General features: G+C 64.4%; 20 protein-coding genes and 2 tRNA genes. 14 read left to right on the top strand and 8 right to left on the bottom strand.

What is annotated here, in order from left to right; all coding sequences use genetic code 11:
- Positions 1-69 precede the first annotated feature (69 nt).
- Positions 70-522 carry a TRAM domain-containing protein gene (locus AV929_RS13695; protein WP_014039063.1) on the top strand — a complete coding sequence of 151 codons (453 nt, stop codon included), beginning with the start codon at positions 70-72 and terminating at the stop codon, positions 520-522.
- 74 nt (positions 523-596) lie between these two features.
- Positions 597-1,379 carry an SDR family oxidoreductase gene (locus tag AV929_RS13690; protein ID WP_014039064.1) on the top strand — a complete coding sequence of 261 codons (783 nt, stop codon included), beginning with the start codon at positions 597-599 and terminating at the stop codon, positions 1,377-1,379.
- Between the two features lie 21 nt (positions 1,380-1,400).
- On the opposite strand, the gene AV929_RS13685 is transcribed toward AV929_RS13690, so the two are convergent.
- Complete coding sequence (locus AV929_RS13685) at positions 1,401-2,396, bottom strand: mannose-1-phosphate guanylyltransferase (RefSeq protein WP_064288525.1); 996 nt, start codon at positions 2,394-2,396, stop codon at positions 1,401-1,403.
- Positions 2,397-2,478: 82 nt separating this feature from the next.
- The gene (locus tag AV929_RS13680) at positions 2,479-2,763 is read right to left on the bottom strand and encodes a hypothetical protein (protein ID WP_004960042.1); all 285 of its coding nucleotides are present in this window, start codon (positions 2,761-2,763) and stop codon (positions 2,479-2,481) included.
- Positions 2,764-2,941: 178 nt separating this feature from the next.
- On the opposite strand from AV929_RS13680, the gene AV929_RS13675 reads away from it, so the two are divergent.
- Positions 2,942-3,886, top strand: coding sequence for a replication protein A (locus AV929_RS13675; RefSeq protein WP_014039066.1), 945 nt, complete (start codon positions 2,942-2,944; stop codon positions 3,884-3,886).
- Entirely contained in the window at positions 3,887-4,501 is a 615-nt protein-coding gene (locus AV929_RS13670) for an RPA family protein (protein WP_014039067.1), read from the top strand. It abuts the gene before it with no gap.
- Positions 4,502-4,547: 46 nt separating this feature from the next.
- Here the strand turns inward: AV929_RS13670 and AV929_RS13665 are convergent, their stop codons facing one another.
- Positions 4,548-4,976, bottom strand: a complete 429-nt coding sequence (locus AV929_RS13665; protein ID WP_014039068.1) for a VOC family protein — start codon at positions 4,974-4,976, stop codon at positions 4,548-4,550.
- Between the two features lie 133 nt (positions 4,977-5,109).
- On the opposite strand from AV929_RS13665, the gene AV929_RS13660 reads away from it, so the two are divergent.
- Positions 5,110-5,544, top strand: coding sequence for a CopG family transcriptional regulator (locus AV929_RS13660; RefSeq protein WP_004515935.1), 435 nt, complete (start codon positions 5,110-5,112; stop codon positions 5,542-5,544).
- On the opposite strand, the gene AV929_RS13655 is transcribed toward AV929_RS13660, so the two are convergent.
- Positions 5,536-5,988 carry a DUF5814 domain-containing protein gene (locus AV929_RS13655; RefSeq protein WP_004590290.1) on the bottom strand — a complete coding sequence of 151 codons (453 nt, stop codon included), beginning with the start codon at positions 5,986-5,988 and terminating at the stop codon, positions 5,536-5,538. The genes AV929_RS13660 and AV929_RS13655 overlap by 9 nt on opposite strands.
- Positions 5,989-6,249: 261 nt before the next feature.
- On the opposite strand from AV929_RS13655, the gene AV929_RS13650 reads away from it, so the two are divergent.
- The 4 genes from AV929_RS13650 to AV929_RS13635 all read left to right on the top strand — a co-directional run bounded on the left by AV929_RS13650 (position 6,250) and on the right by AV929_RS13635 (position 8,327).
- Positions 6,250-6,320, top strand: a tRNA-His gene (locus AV929_RS13650).
- A 106-nt stretch (positions 6,321-6,426) separates the two neighbouring features.
- The gene (locus tag AV929_RS21460; protein WP_080510086.1) at positions 6,427-7,275 is read left to right on the top strand and encodes an HNH endonuclease; all 849 of its coding nucleotides are present in this window, start codon (positions 6,427-6,429) and stop codon (positions 7,273-7,275) included.
- Positions 7,276-7,318: 43 nt separating this feature from the next.
- Complete coding sequence (locus AV929_RS13640) at positions 7,319-7,597, top strand: hypothetical protein (RefSeq protein ID WP_014039070.1); 279 nt, start codon at positions 7,319-7,321, stop codon at positions 7,595-7,597.
- An 82-nt stretch (positions 7,598-7,679) separates the two neighbouring features.
- Positions 7,680-8,327, top strand: coding sequence for a phosphoribosyltransferase (locus AV929_RS13635; RefSeq protein ID WP_044951553.1), 648 nt, complete (start codon positions 7,680-7,682; stop codon positions 8,325-8,327).
- Positions 8,328-8,330: 3 nt separating this feature from the next.
- On the opposite strand, the gene AV929_RS13630 is transcribed toward AV929_RS13635, so the two are convergent.
- Positions 8,331-9,536: a CBS domain-containing protein gene (locus tag AV929_RS13630; protein ID WP_014039072.1), complete on the bottom strand. Its 1,206-nt coding sequence runs from the start codon at positions 9,534-9,536 to the stop codon at positions 8,331-8,333.
- 100 nt (positions 9,537-9,636) lie between these two features.
- Here AV929_RS13630 and AV929_RS13625 point away from each other — a divergent pair, with 100 nt between their 5' ends.
- The 3 genes from AV929_RS13625 to AV929_RS13615 all read left to right on the top strand — a co-directional run bounded on the left by AV929_RS13625 (position 9,637) and on the right by AV929_RS13615 (position 14,591).
- A complete protein-coding gene (locus AV929_RS13625; RefSeq protein ID WP_050037314.1) occupies positions 9,637-10,002 on the top strand; it encodes a cupin domain-containing protein in 366 nt (121 codons plus the stop codon).
- A 286-nt stretch (positions 10,003-10,288) separates the two neighbouring features.
- A complete protein-coding gene (locus tag AV929_RS13620; protein WP_050037315.1) occupies positions 10,289-12,334 on the top strand; it encodes a DEAD/DEAH box helicase in 2,046 nt (681 codons plus the stop codon).
- 79 nt (positions 12,335-12,413) lie between these two features.
- Positions 12,414-14,591 carry a hypothetical protein gene (locus tag AV929_RS13615; protein WP_064288523.1) on the top strand — a complete coding sequence of 726 codons (2,178 nt, stop codon included), beginning with the start codon at positions 12,414-12,416 and terminating at the stop codon, positions 14,589-14,591.
- Between the two features lie 36 nt (positions 14,592-14,627).
- Here AV929_RS13615 and AV929_RS22410 read toward each other — a convergent pair whose 3' ends face one another.
- A complete protein-coding gene (locus AV929_RS22410; RefSeq protein ID WP_014039076.1) occupies positions 14,628-14,801 on the bottom strand; it encodes a hypothetical protein in 174 nt (57 codons plus the stop codon).
- 142 nt (positions 14,802-14,943) lie between these two features.
- On the opposite strand from AV929_RS22410, the gene AV929_RS13610 reads away from it, so the two are divergent.
- On the top strand, positions 14,944-16,818 hold the full coding sequence (locus AV929_RS13610; protein ID WP_064288522.1) for an SLC13 family permease: 1,875 nt from the start codon (positions 14,944-14,946) through the stop codon (positions 16,816-16,818).
- Positions 16,819-16,873: 55 nt separating this feature from the next.
- Positions 16,874-16,946, top strand: a tRNA-Pro gene (locus tag AV929_RS13605).
- Between the two features lie 180 nt (positions 16,947-17,126).
- Here the strand turns inward: AV929_RS13605 and AV929_RS13600 are convergent.
- Positions 17,127-19,499: a methyl-accepting chemotaxis protein gene (locus AV929_RS13600; RefSeq protein ID WP_064288521.1), complete on the bottom strand. Its 2,373-nt coding sequence runs from the start codon at positions 19,497-19,499 to the stop codon at positions 17,127-17,129.
- Positions 19,499-20,644 (bottom strand): BMP family protein, encoded by a 1,146-nt coding sequence (locus tag AV929_RS13595; protein ID WP_064288520.1) that lies wholly within the window; start codon positions 20,642-20,644, stop codon positions 19,499-19,501. Before AV929_RS13595 ends, AV929_RS13600 begins: the two co-directional genes overlap by 1 nt.
- Positions 20,645-20,731 lie beyond the last annotated feature (87 nt).

The following is a 20,731-nucleotide window of genomic DNA, read 5'->3' as shown; positions in this document are numbered from 1 at the left end:
TAATAACAGGCTGTGCGGCGCGGAGATGGGGTCGCAAGCGTTTTGCCAGCGGCCACGTTATCCCCTGATATGGCCGATTGTCCGCTCGCAGACGACTGTCCCAAATTCACCGAACGAATTCAGGGGATGGGCTGTACCCACTACGGCGACCGTGGCGGCGCCGAGTGGTGCAATCACTACAACCAGCCCATCTCGGAACTCAAGAGCCAGCCGGTCAAGATGGGCGAGGAAGTCGCCGTCGACGTCGAGGACATCCACGAGAGCGGTGCCGGCGTCGGTCGGACCGAGGACGGCTTCATCATCATGGTGGACGGCGTGCTCCCGCCGGCCCGCTCGCTGGTCAAGGTGACGAACGTCCACTCGAACCACGCCCGCGCCGAGGAGGTCGAGCGACTGGAGATGGACGAAGAGCTCTCCGAATCCGAAACCAGCGAGAGCGACACCGATACCGACGAGACGGACGACGACCCCGACGACGACGGCCGGCGTCTCGGGAGCCGGGACAACTTCTGGGGCAGCTAGGCCGCTGTGCAGTCACGGTAACTGGGACAGTTTGCGAGCGGGACTTTTTGGGACAGTCGGTACTTCTCCCGGACATGGACCTCGAACTCGATGGCAACGCAGCGCTGTGTACCGCCGCGACGAGCGGCCTCGGACTCGCGAGCGCCGAAGCCCTCGCCGCTGAGGGTGCCGACGTGGCCGTCTGTGGCCGAACGCCGGAACACGTCGACGAGGCACGGGACCGGCTCGAATCAATCGGCGACGGCGACGTACTGGCCGTCGAGGCCGACATCACCGACCCCGACCAGATCGAAGCGCTCGTCGAGGAGACCGTCGACACCTTCGGCGGCCTCGACCACGTCGTTACCAGCGCCGGCGGCCCGGCCCCCGGACCGTTCATGGAGACGACCGAACGGGACTGGTACGGCGCGTACGACCTGCTGGTGATGAGCGCCGTCTGGACCACCCGGACCGCCTATCCGTATCTCCGGGACTCCGACGACGGTACTATCGTCAACATCACCTCCCGATCCGTCAGGGAGGTCATCGACGACCTGGTGCTCTCGAACGCTGTCCGCCGGGCCGTCATCGGCCTGATGAAGACCCAGGCCCGCGAGTTCGCGCCGGAGGTCCGCGTCAACGCCGTCCTCCCCGGTGCACACGAGACGCCCCGCATCGAGGAACTCGTCGAGGCGGCCGTCGAGCGCGGCGAGTACGATTCCTACGAGACGGGCATCGAATCGTGGTCCGACGCGCCGCTGCAGCGCGTTGGCCAGCCCGAGGAACTCGGAGACGTGGTGGCGTTCCTCTCGTCGGCCCGCTCCTCCTACGTCACCGGGACGGCCCTGCCCGTCGACGGCGGCGCGATGCGGAGCTAACAGCCCTGGCCGCCGATCCGCTCAGAATCGCTCGTCATCGCGTAGCTCCGACACGACCTCCCGAACGCGCTGAGCCTCGTCTTTCGGGACGACGAGTGTTCGGTTGTCGAAGGACGCCACCACGAGGTCTTCGACGCCGACGGCGCTGACGTGCCCGTCGCTCGCCAGCACGTTCCCATCGGCGTCGATGGTAATCGCGTCGCCCAGCACCGCGTTTCCGTCTTGTTTGTCGAGGATGCGCTCGAAGGCGTCCCACGAGCCCAGGTCGTCCCAGTCCAGCGCCGCCGGGACGACGAAGGCGTTCTCGGCGTCTTCGAGCACAGCGTAGTCGATGCTCACCGGGTCAACAGCGGCAAAGGCGGCGTCATGGTCCCCGTCGTCGAGTCGCTCGACCATGGGTGCAAGCGGCGACGACGCCGCGGCGGACAGGAGGGCCGTCGGCGTCCACGCGAACAGGCCGGCGTTCCAGTAGAACCCCTCCCGGACGTACCGCTCTGCGGTCTCCCGGTCGGGCTTCTCGTGGAACGTTTCGACCGGCGCGAAGCCGTTCTCGGACGGTCCGGGCTTGATGTAGCCGTAGCCGGTCGCCGGCCGGTCCGGTTCGATACCGACGGTGACGAGCCCCTCGGTTTCCACTGCGACCCGCGCGGCCGTCCGTGCGACCGTCTCGAACGGCCCCGAAATCCGGTGGTCGCTCGGCAGACACAGTAGAACGCAGTCGCCGACCTGTTCGCGGATGCGGTGGGCCGCGTACGCCAGCGCCGGGCCGGTGTCTTTGGGTTCCGGTTCGGTCAACACCGCAGCACTCGGCGCGCGCGTTCGCACCCCGTCGGCGAACGATTCGCGCGTCAACACGTAGGTCTCGTCGGCGAACCCGACCCGACTGACAGTCTCGGCGAGTAGCGATTCGTCTTCCCCGAAGGAGAGAAACTGTTTGGGGCGGTCGCTCCGACTCGCCGGATACAGGCGCGTGCCGGTGCCGCCGGCCAGAACGAGCGCGACGATTGGTCGCTCCATACTCGGGCTTTGCCCAGCCAGTGCTAAAATGTTGTACTGGCGACCGAGGAGAGTACCAACAGAACCCACTGCCGTCAGCGAGTTACCACGTTTCTATCGTCCCGTCCCTGATGTCTTCGACACAGCCCTGACAGTCCGGACTCTCTGCGTCGTAGCAGACTGGCCGACGCTGCTCGTCCATCGACACCGCGCGGTACTCGGCGTGGCGGCGACAGACGATTCGAGCCCGGCCCTCCTCGTCCCTGGGCAGGCCGGCCTCCGCCGACCGCTTGCCGTTTTTGTAGGCCTTCTTCGCGTCCGAGAGCTGCTGCTCGGCCGACCGCAAGGTATCTCGGATGAACCGTGCGAGTCGGTCGTCGTCGGCCATACTGACCGTTGTGCCCCGCGACAAATCAATCTTCTCGCGTGGCTCTCGCGCCGCGACTGTGGGACCGCAACACCCTCACTCACTTTCACTTTCACTCCGCTGGGCGAGTGTTTATATCCGAAGGCGACCAAGCGTCGGATGTCTCCCAACGAAAACCAGGCGGAGACAGTGAAAGCCAATGACTGAGTCAGATTTGCGTACCCACGCGACAGAGATACACGAGCAGTTTTCCGACCAGCTAGAGATCGACGTCGACGACGTCGTCGAGCGGCTCGATACGCTGGTGAACGACTATCAGGTCCCCATCAGTGAGGCCCGCCGGAGCGTCGTCAACACGTACCTCGACGAGGCTGGTATGGACCGCGACCAGCTGGGCGGCGGCGACGGCGGCGGCAACGAGCAAGTGAACGTCGCCGATGTCGACGCCCCCGAGGAGTGGGTCGACGTTCGCGCGACGGTCGTCGAACTCTGGGAGCCGCGCGCCGACGCCGTGGCCCAGGTCGGCTTGTTGGGCGACGAGACGGGCACGATCAAGTTCACGAAGTGGTCGAAGTCCGACCTCCCGTCGCTCGAAGAAGGGAAGTCCTACGCCCTGCGCAACGTCGTCACCGACGAGTACCAGGGCCGCTTCTCCGTGAAGCTCAACCGGACGACCACTATCGAGGAACTCGACGAGGCAATTGAGGTCGGCGACGACAGCGTCGAGGCCGAGGGCGCGCTGGTCGACATCCAGTCGGGCTCCGGGCTCATCAAGCGCTGTCCGGAGGACGACTGCACGCGCGTCCTCCAGAACGGCCGCTGTAGCGAACACGGCGAGGTCGAAGGCGAGTTCGACCTCCGAATCAAGGGCGTCCTCGACGACGGCGAGGAGGTCACCGAGGTCATCTTCGACGAGGACGCGACCGAGGAGCTGACCGGCATCGCCCTCGAAGAGGCGAAGGAGATGGCGATGGACGCGCTCGACACCACCGTTGTCGCCGACGAGATGCGACAGAAAATCCTCGGCCGGTATTACCGCGTCCGCGGTCCGACGTTTGGCCGCTACTTGCTCGCCGACGAGCAGGAGCGACTGACCGGGGCCGTGGATGCAGACGAGATTCTCATCAAAGCGAGGTCGATCTAAATGGCGAGTACACCCACCCGCGAGGTCGCACGGCGCGTCTTCGCACGCGAGTTCAACGACGCGAGCTACACGTTCAAGGAATCCGACGACGACCGCGCGCCGGTGTACGTCCTCCTGCCGACCGGCCAGCGCGCCAACCGCGTGTTCCTGGTCGGGACCCTCACCGAAACCGAAGACGTCGGTGAGGACAGCGAGTACTGGCAGGGCCGGGTCGTCGACCCCAACGGCGACACGTTCTTCATGTACGCCGGGCAGTACCAGCCCGACGCGGCGTCGATGCTGCGCGAACTGGAGCCGCCGGCCTACGTCGCTGTCGTCGGCAAGCCACGCACCTACGAGACCGACGAGGGCGAAGTGAACGTCTCGATCCGCCCCGAGTCCATCTCGAAGGTCGACGAAGCGACGCGGGACCGCTGGGTCGTCGAAACGGCCGAGCGAACGCTTGACCGGGTCAAGCGGTACAAGGAAGCCGACATGGAGGACCCGGCCACTGACGAGTATATCTCGATGGCTGACGAGGAGTACGAGCAGTTGTCAATCGAGAACTATCGGCAGTCGGTCGTCGGCGCGCTGGAGAGCCTGCAGGACGAACAGGCCGAAGCCAGCGCGGACTGACCGCGGCACCGTCCTCGATTTTTCGCTGCTGGCAGGTCGACCGGCGCTACGGCTCTAGTAGCTCGATTCGGTTCCCTTCTGGATCGACGACGAACATGATCGTCGTCCCGCTCTCGGTCGTTTGCGGGCCGCTGAGCGTTTCGACATCATCGGGTAGTCGGTCGGCGACCGCATCGAGGTCGTCGACTTCCAGCCCGGGATGGGTCGCTCCCGGTCGATTGAGGTCCGGGTCCGGCATCGCCTCGCCTTCCGGCTCGTAGCTCGCCAGTTCCAGACGCGCGCCGCCGGCGTCGAGGTGCACCAGTTCGGCGCTGGCCCCTTCGATGTCGACGGCGGTGCCGAACGCCTCGTCACCGACCGAGAAGCGCGTCAGCACGTCGAGTCCGAGCACGTCGCGGTAGAACTCGACGGCGCGGTCCAGATCGCTGACGATGATACCGAAGTGGTGAGCGGTCGCGTCGATGTCTGTCGCCATCTCTGCCGGAACCGAGGTCGGCCGGCTGTTAAATCACAGCGGTTCGACTGTCGTCAGAGACGGCCACCAAGGGACCGGTCCGGTAGCGTCTGACAAACGATTAAATACGTTGCTGCTGAAACAGTACATAACTATGGGCAACAAAAACAAGACTATCTCCTTCCGCGTCAGCGAGGACAAATTCGAAACCCTCCGCGAAATCGCCGAGGAACGCGATATCTCGCTGTCCGCAGTTTTTCGTGACTACGTCGACACGCTTGTTTCCCACGACGGTCAGGTGAAGGTCGCGCCGGAACACGAGTTCGAGGACGACGCAACCGAGACCAGTACCGAGAGCTTCCCGCCGAAAGTCGAAGTTCCGAAGAGCTTCGTCCGCGAGCACGAGCGACTCGAACTCGAAGCCGAACACCTCCGCGAACAACTGGAAGAACACAAGCGCTACGTCACGAAGCTCCGCCAGCAACTCGACGAGATGGATCAAGACGAGGTCATTCATCTCGAAGACCTCGATCAGGGCGAAGAGGAAGACGCCTCCTATCGCATCGGCAGCTTCGACGACCTAGAGTAACCGCTGGCGTTTCTGCTGTACGTCCTCGGCGACGTCGTCGCGCCCATCGACATCGGCCAGGGTTTCCACGGCTTCTAACGTTCTGACGGAGTTATCGAGGAAAGAGAGCACGTCGCCCGGATACGCATACAGCATGTAGTCGTCGCTCATCACGTCGACGATTGCGTCCGGCCCCATTCCCTGTTCGCGCAGTTCCAGCAGGTACGAGATGAACTTCCGCTCGGCACAACCACAGTGGGGGTTGGCCTCACAGTCACAGTCGAGGAAGTCCTCAGCGAAATCCAGGACTCGCTCTCTGGAGGCTTCGTCGAGCTTTGCCAACCCCTCGCCCTGAAACAGGATGTCCAGCGTCGCACCCTTGAACGCCCCCTTCGGGAAGCTCGTCTCTAGCTGGGAGGCGAGCTGCTGGTGGTTCTTGACGTAGATTTTGTCCGTGATGGCCACGCGTGCCTCTCTGTACGCGTCGGCTGTGTAAAAGCGTCTCGAAGCAGCCGGTGAGCTATCGTAACAATTGAAATGGTTTACACACTGACCGCATTGCAGGCGTGCGAGCAGGTGTGCACTGATTTTCAATGGCTACTATAGTCGAACTCAACTCCGAACCGACGTGCCACCGCTGTCACGCGCTCTCACGACTCACTGGTTCCCCGATTCGTAACGTATTTCTGTTCCAGCGGAATATCTATGATTGCCTCAATAAGCGTGTCCGGGTTGGGGTAGTGGTATCCTTCAGCCTTGTGGTGGCTGAGACGTGGGTTCAATTCCCGCACCCGGACTGTATCAATTTTCTTATATGTTTTGAACCGAGGACATCAGTACGTTTAGTTTTACTTTCACCCCACTCGGCTCATATTTACTATCTACTACGTTCTTGTCTGCCCTGTGAAAGAGTTTGACTGTCCGACATGTGGTCGGGTATTCGATAGTCGACGTGGTCTTGGGGTGCATCATAGCCGCGTCCACGACGAACGGCTACCGAATAGAGAGTGCAACCATTGTGGAGATTCCTTCTACTGTGAGTCCGCCCGAGCCTACTGTTCGAAGCACTGCCACGATGCCGCTGTATCGTACGAAGGAAAAGCCAATCCGAACTTTTCGGATGCGACAGAGCAGACGAATTGCGAGGTCTGTGGCGCGAAGTTCGAGTATTACCCGTCGGAGAAAGATGGGGTATACTGCTCTGACTGTGTCGAGAACGCGGCGTGGCGCGACCCGCCACAAATTTCTGGAGCTGCACACCACTCGTGGTCCGGTGGCAAACTATCGGTCTCCTGTGACGTTTGCGACGCCCGCATTGAGCGATATCCGAGTCAGATTCAGAGTGAAGTCGTCCTCTGCAGCCGTGACTGCCACGCGGAGTGGCTTTCGGCGGCGTTCACCGGTGACGGGCATCCGAACTGGCGCGGCGGTGGCGTGGGCGAGTACGGACCGGGATGGCGGTCGGTGCGCGAGCAGGCCCTGGCGCGGGACGACCACGCTTGCGTGCTGTGTGGCACTGCTGCCGACGAACTGGGTCGGAACCCGGACGTCCATCACATCGTGCCGGTTCGGCTGTTCGCCGTGATGCCAGCGCTCGCCGTCCGAGACGCACACACGCTGGACAACGTCGTCTCGCTGTGTCCGGGCTGTCACCGTCGAGCCGAGTTCGGTCACGTTTCGCGGGCGGAGTTACGCTGGCGGGCCGGCATCCATCGGACGGATGCCCCCGTCGCAGGCGGCGCGATGGCGTAACCGGACCGGAATCTACACAATCGGTCCCGCCGCCAGTACGCGTATGTCACCAACTGTCGACGAACTGCGGAACGAGATCCGCGAGGCTGTCGGGCGGTACGAACGCCCGGTCTCGACTGCTTTCACCAAGGAAGCTCTGGCGGCCATCTGCGAAGCTGTCGGGTACGATATCGACACGGACCGACTGCCGTCGAAGCCGCAGATGCGGGCGGGGATTCTCTGGACAATCGGCGAGCGCGAGGACGACGACCCGGCGGACGCGGAACAGCCCTTCCGGAAGGGAGAACTCGAAGCGATTGCCGCGGCGCTGTCCGACGAGTAACGGTGCCCTTCGGCTGGTGCGAGGTTTCCAGTTGACCGTCAGAATGCGGAGCTATTTGCTTCCCGACAGCGAATTAACCAGTATGGCACGCAACCGCTCCCCGACGTTCGAGAACAGGCAAACTGCCGGTCGACGGCTGGGAGAGGCGTTGCGCGAGCGAGATATCGCGGTCGACATCGTCCTCGCGATACCGCGCGGTGGGCTGCCAGTGGGCCGCCCCGTCGCCGACGCGCTCGACGTCCCGCTGGACATCGCGGTCGCAAAGAAGATCGGCGCACCGAACAACCCCGAGTACGCTATCGGCGCCGTCGCCGCGGACGGAGCGGTCTGGCTCAACACCGATGTCATCGAGCAACGCGAGATACCCCGGGACTACGTTGCGAGCACACGAGCGGAGATGGCGGAAGCCGCCCGACAGAAGGCCCAGCGCTACCGCAGTTCGGAGTCGTCGCCGACACTTACCGGGAAGCGAGTCTGCCTCGTCGACGACGGCGTGGCGACGGGCGCGACGGCGCGGGCCTGCATCGAGCAGATCCGACAGGCCGGTCCCGAGCGACTCGTGCTTGCGGTGCCGGTCGCTTCGCCGCGGGCGATTTCGGACCTCGAAGCGCTGGTCGACGAGGTGGTCTGCTTGGAGGTCCCGTCGGCGTTCCGCGCCGTCGGCCAGTACTACGAGCAGTTCGACCAGGTTTCCGACGAGGACGCGATGTCGTATCTCGACGGCGAGTGACCGTTACCGCTCTATCCCTGATTCCGGCCGGACAGTCTCGGTCTCCGTCTCACCGATGGGGGTAAAGTCGCCGCTGGACTTGATAATCGAGAGCGCTGTCATGATGTCTGTCCGGGTGAGTAACCCCTCGAAGGAGTCGTCCTCGTCAGTGACGAGCAGGCGACCGACGGAGTTCTGCTGGAGCGAGGTCAGCGCGTCCATCACATCGGTCTCCGGACTGATTGTGATGATTTCCGTCGTCATCACGTCGCCGACGGTGTAGGCCTCGCGCTCGACCTCCTGAACGGCGCGGGCGTCTTCGAGCGTGACGAGGCCGACGACCTCGCCGCCGCGCTCGACCGGATAGCCGGTGTGACGCTCCTTGAACATCGTCTGGATGAGTTCCCGGACGGACATGTCCTCGGGGACTGTCGTTACGTGGTCCGCCGGCGTCATCACGTCCGCGACGGTGACGCCCTCGAACGCGGCCCGCATCGAGGTCTGGCGGGACTCGCCCGCCGCGCCGATGTAGATGAAGAAGGCCAGGCCGGCGAGGAAGATATTTCCGAGGACGAAGATGCCAAACAGGCCGAGGAAGACGGCGAACACCTTCCCGACTTCGGCGGCGATGGTGGTGGCTCTGGCGTACGACCGCCGGCGGGCCAGCAGCGCGCGCAGGACGCGGCCGCCATCCATCGGGAAGCCGGGGAGCATATTGAACGCCGCCAGTGCGATGTTCATCAGCGCCAGATAGCCGAGGATGAACCGTGCTGATTCGATGGCTGTCGCCGCACCGCTTGGGAGAAGCTGGAACGCGACGAAACAGACAGCGCCGACGGCGATACTGACGATGGGGCCGGCAATAGCGATGACCAGCTCCTGTTTCCAGTCTTCGGGCATCTCGCTGAGCTGGGCGATGCCGCCGAACAGCCAGAGCGTGATGGAGTCAATAGGGAAGCCATAGCGGATAGCGACGAGGGAGTGGCCGAGTTCGTGGAGGACGACGCCGGTGAACAGGCCGAGGGCCGCACCGATGCCGAGTACCCAGACGAGCGCGCCGTCGGTGAGGACGGCCGCGTCCAGCCCGGCGTTCAGCGTCCCGTTCAACAGCTCGGTCGTCTGCTCGATCTGTGTCCCGATAATCCAGGCGAACAGCGGTAGCACGAGGAGAAATGTCAGGTCCAACTGGATCGGGATTCCGAACGCGCTTCCGATGCGGAACCGGCGCATACCCGTCGCTTATCGGGGGACGGTCTTAAGCCCCCTTGGCGGAACTGCCGTGGTAACCGACGCCGGTACGCCTTTGCGGCGCGCCCGCGATGGACCGCACATGAGCGACCCACTGATTCGCCGCGCTGACGACATCGAGTACGAGGCCGTCGACGCAGCCGACGGGCTGGAAAAGGGCGTCCTCATCGGCGAGGAGGGGGGCGGCGGCAACCTCGCAATCCGTCGCTTCACGCTTGCCCCCGGCGGCAGCGTGCCGAAACATACTAACGACATCGAACACGAGCAGTACGTCCTTTCGGGGCGGTATACCGTCGGTATCGAAGGCGAGGAACACGACGTCGAAGCCGGCGACAGCCTCCACATCCCCGCCGGCGCTGTCCACTGGTACCGCAACGACGGCGACGAACCGGGCGCGTTCCTCTGTGCGGTTCCCGCCGGCGACGACGAAATCAAACTGCAAGGGTGACCCGGAGCAACAGTTCACTTCTCCCCGTACTTGGAACAGTGCGGGCCAGACTGCCCTACCCGTCGCTCGTTGGACAAGCCATGCTGGGTGGGACTGAAAGGGGCGGTCGGCTACGCGAACCCCGACGACGCAAGCACTGTACCGAGCGAAGCGAGGGAAGCGCACAGCGAGGCGCGGGAGCGTAGCCGACCGGGGCTTTCCGGCTGTTTAAATCAACTGTCACAGCACCAGTAACACCCACAGCTAGTCCGAACCGCTCAAGTAGCGCAGTCGCCACTAGATAATTGTGTCACAGCAGGCCGCACAGGTAGAGACGCTGTTCCTCCACGAACATGGCGAGGAGTTCCGCGTCGCCGCCCACCGGGACGGCGAGCGGCTCTTCCACGGCATCCTCGAACTCAAGGAGACCGACGCCGGCCCCCGCCCGCGTCGGCTCCGCGTCAAGGACGGGACCAGCGAGGAGCTTCGCTCGCCCGACCAGTTCGTCGACCTCGCCCGCCGTGCGGCCCGCATTCGTATTTCCGAGCAGACTGCTCCGCGTGCACGCGAGCGCATCCGAGAGATGCTCGACGCGTACCAGATCGAGGCCAAGGTCGTCCGGACCTGTCGGCTGTGTGCCTCCGACGGGCGCTACTCGCCGATTACCAGCGAGACGGCTATCGAGACTGACGACGAGACCATCTGCCCGGAGTGCGCTCGCCAGCAGCTCGACCGAGAACTCGCCTACAAAGGAAACATCGGCGGCGACGCTCGCGACCGGCTCGAAGAGCTCCTGCTCGAAGTGCAGGACCTCGACCGCGTGACGAACCTCCTGTCGGGCCAGCTGGACCCGGACCTGACGAAGTTCGACGAGATTTCGGCGACCGTCGACGAGGTCGACCCCGTTCGCGTCGACTCGCTGGACCTCCACCCGGGCATGCAAGAACACCTCGAATCCCGGTTCGACACCCTGCTCCCGGTCCAGAGCCTCGCCGTCGAACACGGAGCCACGGAGGGCCGCGATCAGCTGGTCGTGAGCGCGACGGCGACGGGGAAGACGCTCATCGGCGAGATGGCCGGCATCGACCGCGTCCTGAACAACAAGGGAACGATGCTGTTTCTCGTCCCGCTGGTCGCGCTCGCGAACCAGAAGTACGAGCAGTTCCAGGACCGCTACGGCGACATGGTCGACGTGTCGCTGCGCGTGGGCGCGAGCCGCATCGCCGACGAGGGCGGACGCTTCGACCCCGAAGCCGATGTCATCGTCGGGACCTACGAGGGAATCGACCACGCGCTCCGGACCGGCAAGGACCTCGGGACGGTCGGGACCGTCGTCATCGACGAGGTGCATACGCTCGGCGAGGACGAGCGAGGCCACCGCCTCGACGGCCTGATTTCCAGACTCAAATACTACTGCGAGTCCGGCGGCGCACCCGACAGCGGCGATACGCAGTGGATTTACCTCTCGGCGACGGTCGGCAACCCCGGCCAGCTGGCCGACCAGCTCCGGGCGACGCTCATCGAGTTCGAGGAGCGGCCGGTCCCCATCGAGCGCCACGTCACGTTCGCCGACGGCCGCGAGAAGATCGAGACGGAGAAGAAGCTCGTCAAGCGAGCCTTCGACAACAAGTCGAGCAAGGGGTACCGCGGCCAGACCATCATCTTCACGAACTCCCGACGCCGGTGTCACCAGATTTCACGCAAACTGGAGTACAGCTCCGCGCCGTACCACGCCGGGCTGGACAACCGGAAGCGACAGCGGGTCGAGCGGCAGTTCGCTGATCAGGACCTCGCGGCGGTCGTGACGACGGCGGCGCTGGCGGCGGGGGTCGACTTCCCGGCCTCGCAGGTCATCTTCGACTCGCTTGCGATGGGTATCGAGTGGCTCACCGTTCAGGAGTTCAGCCAGATGCTCGGCCGGGCTGGTCGCCCGGACTACCACGACAAGGGCACCGTCTACATGCTGGTCGAGCCGGACTGTTCGTACCACAACAGCATGGAGATGACCGAGGACGAGGTGGCGTTCAAGCTCCTGAAAGGCGAGATGGAGCCGGTCATCACCCGCTACGACGAGGGCGCGGCCGTCGAGGAGACGCTGGCGAACGTCACCGTCGCCGGCAAGCAGGCCAAGCGGCTCAACGACCGGATGGTCGGCGAGGTCCCGACCAAGCACGCGCTCGGGAAGCTACTGGAGTACGAATTTATCGACGGGCTCTCACCGACGCCGCTCGGCCGAGCCGTGACCCGGCACTTCCTCGCGCCCGACGAGTCGTTCCAGCTGCTCGACGGCATCCGAAAGGGACAGCACCCCTACGAGATCGTCGCCGACATGGAACTGCGCGACGAGCACTGAGCCGCGTTCGTTCCGCAGACCTGTCGGCCGAGTATCCTTTCGGCGTACATTCTTGTAGCGGCACGTACTTCCGGTGTCCATGGGCCTGTTCGATACGATCCGTCGCGCCGTCGGTGGCGATGACTCGTCGACCGACGGGGACGAGCGGGCGGCCGGGGGCGACCCGCCGTCCGACGATGGGCCGGACCTTCTGGATACAGCGACGCTCGACCCGACGACGTTCCGGGAGTACGCCGAGCACGTCGTCGACGGCGCGGACCCGCTGACCTTCGACCCCGACGCGCTTGCCCGCCTCGATACGGCTATCGAGGAGAGCTACGACGGCAAAACCGTCGGCGACGCCGCGAGTGTGACGACCTACACCGAGAACACGGTTCGGTTCGGAAGCTACCTCGGCGAACTCCTCGTGCGGGCGTACGACGGCAAGTGGGTCCAGTCAGACGGTCGATGGGGCGTCGCTGTCGCCGGCCCGGACGATGAGGTGGGTGTCGCGGTGTTCGACGTGGCCGCTCGCTCGTTCGCCGACAAACCGGTGTTTGCGGCCGTCGTGACGCGTCTGGAATCCGACCTGGAACTGGATAGCATACAGAGTACTGACGACGACGGTCTGACAGAGCCGGACGCGGACGAAACCGACGCCGACAGCGTCGTCTCCGAACCGACGCGGGTCGTTAGCCGCGTCGACGATGGACAGGCGGACGAACGCGACGGACCGCCCGAACCGACGGCGACAGATGAGCGAAGTGAGGCAACTGCCGGCGACACCGCTGCTACCGATTCGTCCCAGGCCATCGAAACAGAGCCGACCCGAATCGTCCGGCGGGTCGAATCTGAGTCGGAAGGCGAAGACCGGCCGGACGACACCGACCCCACACCAGCCGTCAGTGAGGCCGCTGACGAGCCAGAGAACGAGCCACCGTGGGGCAGTGACGACGCCGACGGTTCGACCGCTGACATCGGCGAGGACGCAGAGCCCGAGACGACCGAGTCAGCGTCAGACGATGCCGGCAGCGAGCCGTCGGCCGCTAAAACCACCGAGGAGGGGTCGACTATCGACTCAAGCGATGCGGAGCCGGCCACCGAACCCGCTGCCGAGCAGTCGGCTGTTGATACTGCCGATGAGCAACCAACGGCCGAAACACCGGCATCGGACTCGACCTTCGACGCCGCTGAAGACGGACCGACTGCTGACACGACTGATGCTGTCGAGACGACGGCCGATGCCGATGATACCGCTGATATGGCCACTGCCGACGAAGCGGCCGCGTACATCGACGAAGCGGAACCGACAGCCGACAGTGCTACAGCGGACCCCTCGGACGAAGCGCCGGCGGCCGAGACACTTCCCGAAGACTCGGCTATCGACACTCGCGACGAGGACCGAACTGTCGACGCGCCCGCGGGAGCAGCAACCGACACATCTGCTGACGAAGCAGTGACCGATACAGCCGACGACGGAGCGGCCGGGACATCGATAGACGACGAATCAAAGCCCGATATCTCGCCGGATGCGTCGTCAGACGTCGCTACAGACGCGGAGGCGGTTTCCGAAACCACGGGTGACGAGTCGCCTGCAGACACCGCTGACGCCGCGGGGGTCGATGACACGCCGGCAGCCGTTGCGGAATCCGACGCCGTGGAACAGTCCGATGATCGTCCCGACACATCGGCTCCTGTCGGGGATGTCGAGGCGTCTGATGCCACTGAGACTGCACCGTCACAGGACGCAACCGCTGACGAGACGCCTGATACGGCGGCCGCTGACGAACGTGAGCAGCCTGCTTCCACCGGCAGCGACTCGACCGCTGGCTCGATGGCCCGCTCGTGGGAACCCGGCACGGTCCGGGCGGACCACGCCGACACCGCCGTCGAGTTCGCCGACTTCTGGGGCGAACACGACCTCGATTTCTCGCCGGCCTCGCTTTCGCGGCTCGACGATCTGGTCGACGCGGAGTGGGACGACGAGCGATTCGCCGAGACGACGTTCGGGAGCGACGACTCCTTCGACGACCGCGCGTTCACCAGTGTCGTGCGGGAACTCGGCGGCTACTTCGGCGAAGTACTCGTCCGGCAACTCGACGGCAAGTGGACCGACGAGACGGACCACGAAGCGGCCGTCGTCGTCGGCGGACCGGGCGGGCAGTTCGCCATCCCCGTCTTCGAGGTCGCGATAACCTCGCTCAGAAAACAGGCGGTGTTCGGCCGGAGCTACGACGCCCTGCTCGAAGACCTGGGTCGTGACGGGCCGACGCGGTGAGCGACGCGACACCGGCCAGGCGGTTTCTCGCTGTTGCTAGTCAGAGATGGGTATGACTGACGTGCTCCCGCATTCGGGACACTCGTCGTGGTCCGTGTAGAGGAGCGTATCACACTCGATACACCGGTGGGTGGCTTCGTCGTCGGACGCGTTCCCGACCTCCTGTTTCAGCTCCTCGACTTTTCGACCGAGATCGTTGAAAAGGCTCATTGCCACTCCTTCGGCCCGGACAGGGATAAACGTCGGCTGCCTGGTCAGGGTGTGAGCGGACGCCACCGCACGCAAACGACCCATGCTTTTGTCACTGGCGGCGCAGGGGCCAGACGTGTCGCTGCCACCTGTTACGCCGGGGATGTTGTTCGTCTTCGCGGTTATCGTCGCTGCGCTGGTGCTGTTTGCGACGGAGGCGCTGCCAGTCGACGTGACTGCTATCGCCGTCATGGTGGCGCTGATGCTGGCCGAACCGGTGACGGTACTCGCGGCCGATATCGGGCTGCTCGCCGAGCCGGTGTACGTGTTACATCAGCCGGGCGACGGGCTATCGCCGCTGGATCGCGGGCTTTCGGGTTTTGCCTCGACGGCGACGATAACTGTGCTGGCGATGTTCATTCTCTCCGACGGCGTCCAGCGGACCGGAATCGTCCAGATCCTCGGCGCGAAAATCGCCTCCCTGACCGGGGACAGCGAAACGAAACAGCTCGGTGCGACCGTCGGGCTGGTCGCGCCTATCTCCGGGTTCATCAACAACACCGCTGCCGTCGCCATTCTCCTGCCGATGGTGACCGATATCGCGCACAAGGGCAAGCTCTCGCCGTCGAAACTACTGCTGCCGCTGTCCTACGCCTCGATGTTCGGCGGGATGTTGACGCTCATCGGCACCTCGACGAACATCCTCGCCTCGCAGCTCTCGGCGGAACTGATCGGCCGTCCGTTCAGTATGTTCGAGTTCACCCAGCTCGGCATTATCGTGACTATCATCGGGACGATCTATCTGCTCACTGTCGGGCGCTATCTGGTCCCGTCGCGTATCCCGGCCGAAGAGGACCTCACCCGGGAGTTCGAGATGGGTGAGTACCTGACCGAAGTTGTCGTCCGCGAAGACTCCCCGCTCATCGGCCAGACTGTCGAGGAGGCGCTCAGAGTCTCGGAGTTCGACGTGGATATCGTCCAACTGGTCCGTGAGAAGCGCACGTTCCTCGAACCGTTCGGACAGAAAGCGATCCAGGCCGGCGACGTCTTTGCCGTTCGGACGGACCGGGACACACTTGTCGACCTCCTCGACGTCGAGGGGCTGGACGTAATTCCCGAGGTTGAGGTTGACGACGCGGAACTGGAAACCGCGACCGAGCGAAAGAATCTCGTCGAGGTCGTCGTCGCTCCCGGCTCCTCGCTCATCGGCGAGACGCTCGTCTCTACGAGCTTCCGCCAGCGCTACGACGCGACCGTGCTGGCGCTTCGCCACGGACAGGAGCTGTACCGCCAGCGAATGGACCACGTCACACTCCGCATCGGCGATACGCTGCTGGTGCAGGCCACCCCAGACAGCATCGACCGCCTCAACCGCAATAACGACTTCATCGTCGCCCAGGAAGTCGAACGACCGGACTTCCGCCAGTCGAAGATTCCCGTCGCGGTCGGCATCGTCGCCGCCGTTGTGGGTGTCGCGGCCCTGACGCCGATTCACATCGTCATCTCGGCGCTCGGCGGGGCGCTCGCGATGGTCCTCACCGGCTGTCTCCGCCCGCCCGAGCTGTACGACGCCGTTCAGTGGGACGTCATCTTCCTGCTTGCCGGTGTCATTCCGCTGGGAATCGCCCTGCAGGAGACCGGCGGCGCTGACCTGCTTGCGGAGCTGTTCGTCATGGGGGCCGGCAGTGTCCTCACCGCCGGTGGCGGCCTCGCGGTCGTCCTCGGCCTCATGTACCTCGTCACGGCGCTCCTGACGAACATCATCTCGAACAACGCCTCCGTCGTTTTGATGATCCCAGTCGCCATCGAAACCGCCCGGCAACTGAACGCCAACGCCTTCGCCTTCGTCCTCGCCGTCACCTTCGCCGCCTCGACGGCGTTCATGACGCCGGTCGGCTACCAGACGAACCTCCTCGTCTACGGTCCTGGTGGGTACCGATTCGCCGACTATCTGAAGGTCGGTGCGCCGCTCCAGGCCGTCTTCGCCGTCGCGACGACGCTCGGCATCGCGTACTTCTGGGGCCTCGCTCCCGCGTGACACGGCCGCCTCGCAACGAAACGCTTTACACGCTGTCGAGTCGAGGTGGTAGTACGGGATCGTGGGGTAGCTTGGTAACCTTCGGGCCTTGGGTGCCCGCGCCCCTAGTTCAAATCTGGGCGATCCCATAGCTGGATTCCGAATGCGACCGTTCTGTCGCTTCTCCCGCTCCTCTCTAGCGGTCTGTACTGCCAGTCGCCTGCTGTCGTCGCTGCTCTCACCCGTCTTCGCGGCCGGTCCTTACCGTTGTCCAGCAACGACTTTCCGAACAACACTGTGAAAAGAGCCCGCCGCGAGGGCACGTCGCGTCAGTCGTCAGCCCTGTCGGGAGCCGAACGCGTGGTGCGCTCCCCGCCGACACCGGCGGTATCGCCGCGCTCGACCGCTCTGCCGCTGGTGTCGAACTGATCGACGGTCCGGGCCAGCGAGTCGGCACGGTCGCGGAGTTCATCCGCGCTCTGGGCGATTTCGGCGACGGACGCGGACTGCTCTTCGGCGGCCGCCGAGACCTGCTCTGCGTCCTCCGTCACGTTCTGGCTGATCTCGGATACCCCGTCGACGCGGTGGACGACGCTCTGCGTCGCGTCGGCCTGGTCCTCTGTGGCGTCCGCGATCTCCTGAATACCGTCGTTGGCGTTCTCTATCGCGTCGACGGTATCCTCGATCGCATCGGCAGCCTCACGGACAGTCTCGACACCGGTGTCAATGTGGTCGCTGGTCGCGCGGATGTCGGTGACAGTCTCGTCGGTTTCCGTCTGTACGGCCGCGATTTCGGCTTCTATCTCTGCTGCCGCCTGCTTTGTCTCCTCCGCGAGGCTCTTGACCTCGTCAGCAACAACAGCGAACCCCTCGCCGTCCTTGTCGGCGCGGGCGGCCTCGATGTTGGCGTTCAGGGCGAGCATATTCGTCTGTTCGGCGATATCTGTGATGAAGTCGACAATCTCGCCGATGTCGTCCATACGCTCCTGCAGATCGAGAATCTGGTCGACCGCGTCTGCCGACCGGGACTCGATTTCCGCCATGTCGTCGATGGCCGACTCAGCGGCTTCCCGGCCGGTTTCGCCACGGTCGACGGCGTCCCTGGCCGTCTCTGCAACCGTCGTCGACGACGCTGCGACCTCCTCGATGCTCGCCGATAGCTCGTCCATCTCGGCGGCGGCCTCCTCAAGGTCGTCGTGCTGTCTGATGGCTCCGTCTGTGATCTCCTGTATGCGGTCGCTGACCGTCTGGCTCGTCGTCTCGATTTCCTCGGCCCCAGTCGCGACCTCAATCGTGGCATCCGCGACTTCGTCGGCGAACGCCGCGACCTCGCTGACGGTGGCTTCGAGCCCGTCGAGCATTGCGTTGAACTCCACCGCGACTTCTCGCATCGCTGTCTCCTCTGCGTCCTCGTCGAGTCGCTTCGTGAGGTCACCGTCGGCGATGTCCTGCATCACCGCGCTGTACTCGGCAGCGCGCTCCTGGAGGCGCTGGCTGGCTTCCTCTGCCTCTGCCCGTGCGTCCTCCGCTTCCGTACGCAGTTCTTCGGCTTCTGCTCGCGCCGTCTTCGCCTCCTCGACTGCGTCCTCCGCTTCTTGAATACGGTTCTGGAGTGAGAGCCGCATATCGTCGAAGGTACCGTAGAGGCGACCGATTTCGTCGGCGCGGTTCGTCTCGAGGTCGACATCGAAGTCGCCGGCCTCGATGCGCTCGGCACGGTCCCGCAACTGCTTCAGTGGGTCGACCGTCCGTTTCCCGAGCACGAGGCCGACAGCCGACAACGAAACGAGCGCCAGCAGGACAAGCAGTCCGACCGTCTGCCCGACCGTATCACGGACACTGAACGCCTGCGCCGTGTCCAGGCTCGTCACCGTGACCCAGTTCGTCGTCGGGACGGGTGCGAACGCGTACACGCGACCATCGGAAACTGCTGTCACCGGTGTTGCCGTACCGTTTGCGTCGCGGATCGCTGCGAGGCTCTCACTGTGGGTGTCGGCATCGAACTCGCGGTCGATGTTCAGTACCGTCTCGTCGTTGGTGTTCAGAATCGTGGTTTCTTTCGTGGAGTTCGTATCGCTGAGGCGGTCGACCTGGCTCTGGATGCGCGTGACGACGACGAGATGCGAGCCGTCACGCTTCGGGACCGAGCTAGCGAACGCCATCACGGGCTCGTCGTTGAGGACCGGTGAGCGGTACGACCGACTACTCGACCACACCTGACTGTTGTTCCCAGGCCCTTCCGGCACTTCGGCGTTCGTCCACGGCGCGTCAAGTTCGGACAGCGACCGCCCCTCCAGCGGGAGTTCCGTGCTGGCGACCACCTCGCCACGAGTATCATTCACGAGGTGCATACTGACAACATCATCGGGCAGTAGCTGGTCCTGCAGAAGGATGTACGCCGCGGCGCGCCGGTCGCTCCGGAGTGGCTCGCCCTGCGAGACGGAGCGTGTGTGCGTGCGCTGCTGCTCGACCCACGAGCCGATAGCGTCCCCCTCTAGCTGGCTGGTCTCGGCGAGCTGTCCGGTCGTCTGGCGTTCGACTGCTGTGGATGTCGCCTGGAAGGTGAACGCCCCAGCGCCCGCGATGACGAGCAACACGGCGAGGAACGCGACAGCGAACTTCGCAGCGAACCGCTGCCGGACGAACTCGGGGGCGACCCGATCAAGTGCGCTCGCCAGCTCATCGAGCGGACCGCTCGCCATCAGGCACCACCCGTGCTGGAGCGCTCAGTGGGGACGACGATGTCGCCGGCGGCGATCTGCTCCCGTGATGTCGACAGTGCCGTCCTGACGTCATCGGGAATCGCCGGCTCGAGGGAAGTGCCATAGACAATGCCGACCCCGTCACTATCTAGCCCGAGAGAGACGACCTCACCAGCGGGGAGGCTGTCCGCGACCGTCGCCGTCGCCGCGTCGTAGACTGCGACGTTCACCCGCTTGACCATGCTCGCCAGCACGACATCAGCGTACCGGGGGTTACTGCGAGACTGGTCCGAGTCAACACCGATTGCGTACCGGCCACTGGCCTGTGCGGCCTGGAAGATACCGACACCTGCGCCACCCGCTGCGTGGTAGACGATGTCCGCCCCATCGTCGTACATCCCGGCTGCGATGTCGCGGGCGCCCTGCACGTCGTCGAAATTCCCGAGATACTCCGTGAGGACATCGACGTCCGTGTTGGCGTACTCGACGCCGGCTCTGAAGCCGGCCTCGAACTTGTGGATGAGGGGCTGGTCGAGGCCGCCGACGAATCCGACGGTCGTCTCGTCCGGGTTCGTCGAGCCTGCCCCGAGGTCGATATCTCTGGTCGTGAGCAGCCCAGCGAGGTTCCCGGCCTGGAACGATCCCTCGTGTTCGCGGAACACGTAACTCGCCACGTTGTCGGCCTCTACGACAGAGTCGACGATCATGAATTGCTGGTCTGTGTACTCCGGTGCAGTCTCAGACAGCCCCTCGGCCTGCAGGAATCCGATACAGCAGATCAGGTCGTATGGTGGGTTCGTCGAACTCGCCAGTTCGGCCTGTACCTCGGCGAAGCCGGCGACGCTGTTTGGCTCGTGGTTCGTGTATTCGACCCCATCATCGAGCCGCGCGCGCTGAATGCCGCGGTTCGCCGCATCGTTGAACGAGCGGTCATCCAGCCCGCCCAGTGCGTACACCATTCCGACAGTCGCCGCCGCATCGCTCACGTCGATGTCGCTTTCCGTCGCTTGCTGGCTGTCGCCGGTGTCCTCGTCTCCGCTCCCTCCGAAATCCCCGAAGCGGCCTGCACAGCCGGCGAGCGTTGCGGTCGCGGCCGCGCTGCCGCTGGCGAGGAGCCGACGCCTTGTGATTTTTTGATCGCGCACGGTTATTCTACTCTGAGTGAATCAGGTATACCAGCAAAAACTACTGGTCCCAATTCTCGGCACTGATACTAATAGTACCCCAATGCC

Origin of the sequence: Haloarcula sp. K1 (assembly GCF_001647155.1) — an archaeon.
In the GTDB taxonomy this organism is placed as follows: Archaea; Halobacteriota; Halobacteria; order Halobacteriales; family Haloarculaceae; genus Haloarcula; species Haloarcula hispanica.
The sequence above is the reverse complement of the archived record's forward strand: the minus strand, read 5'-3'. Positions and strand labels throughout refer to the sequence as shown.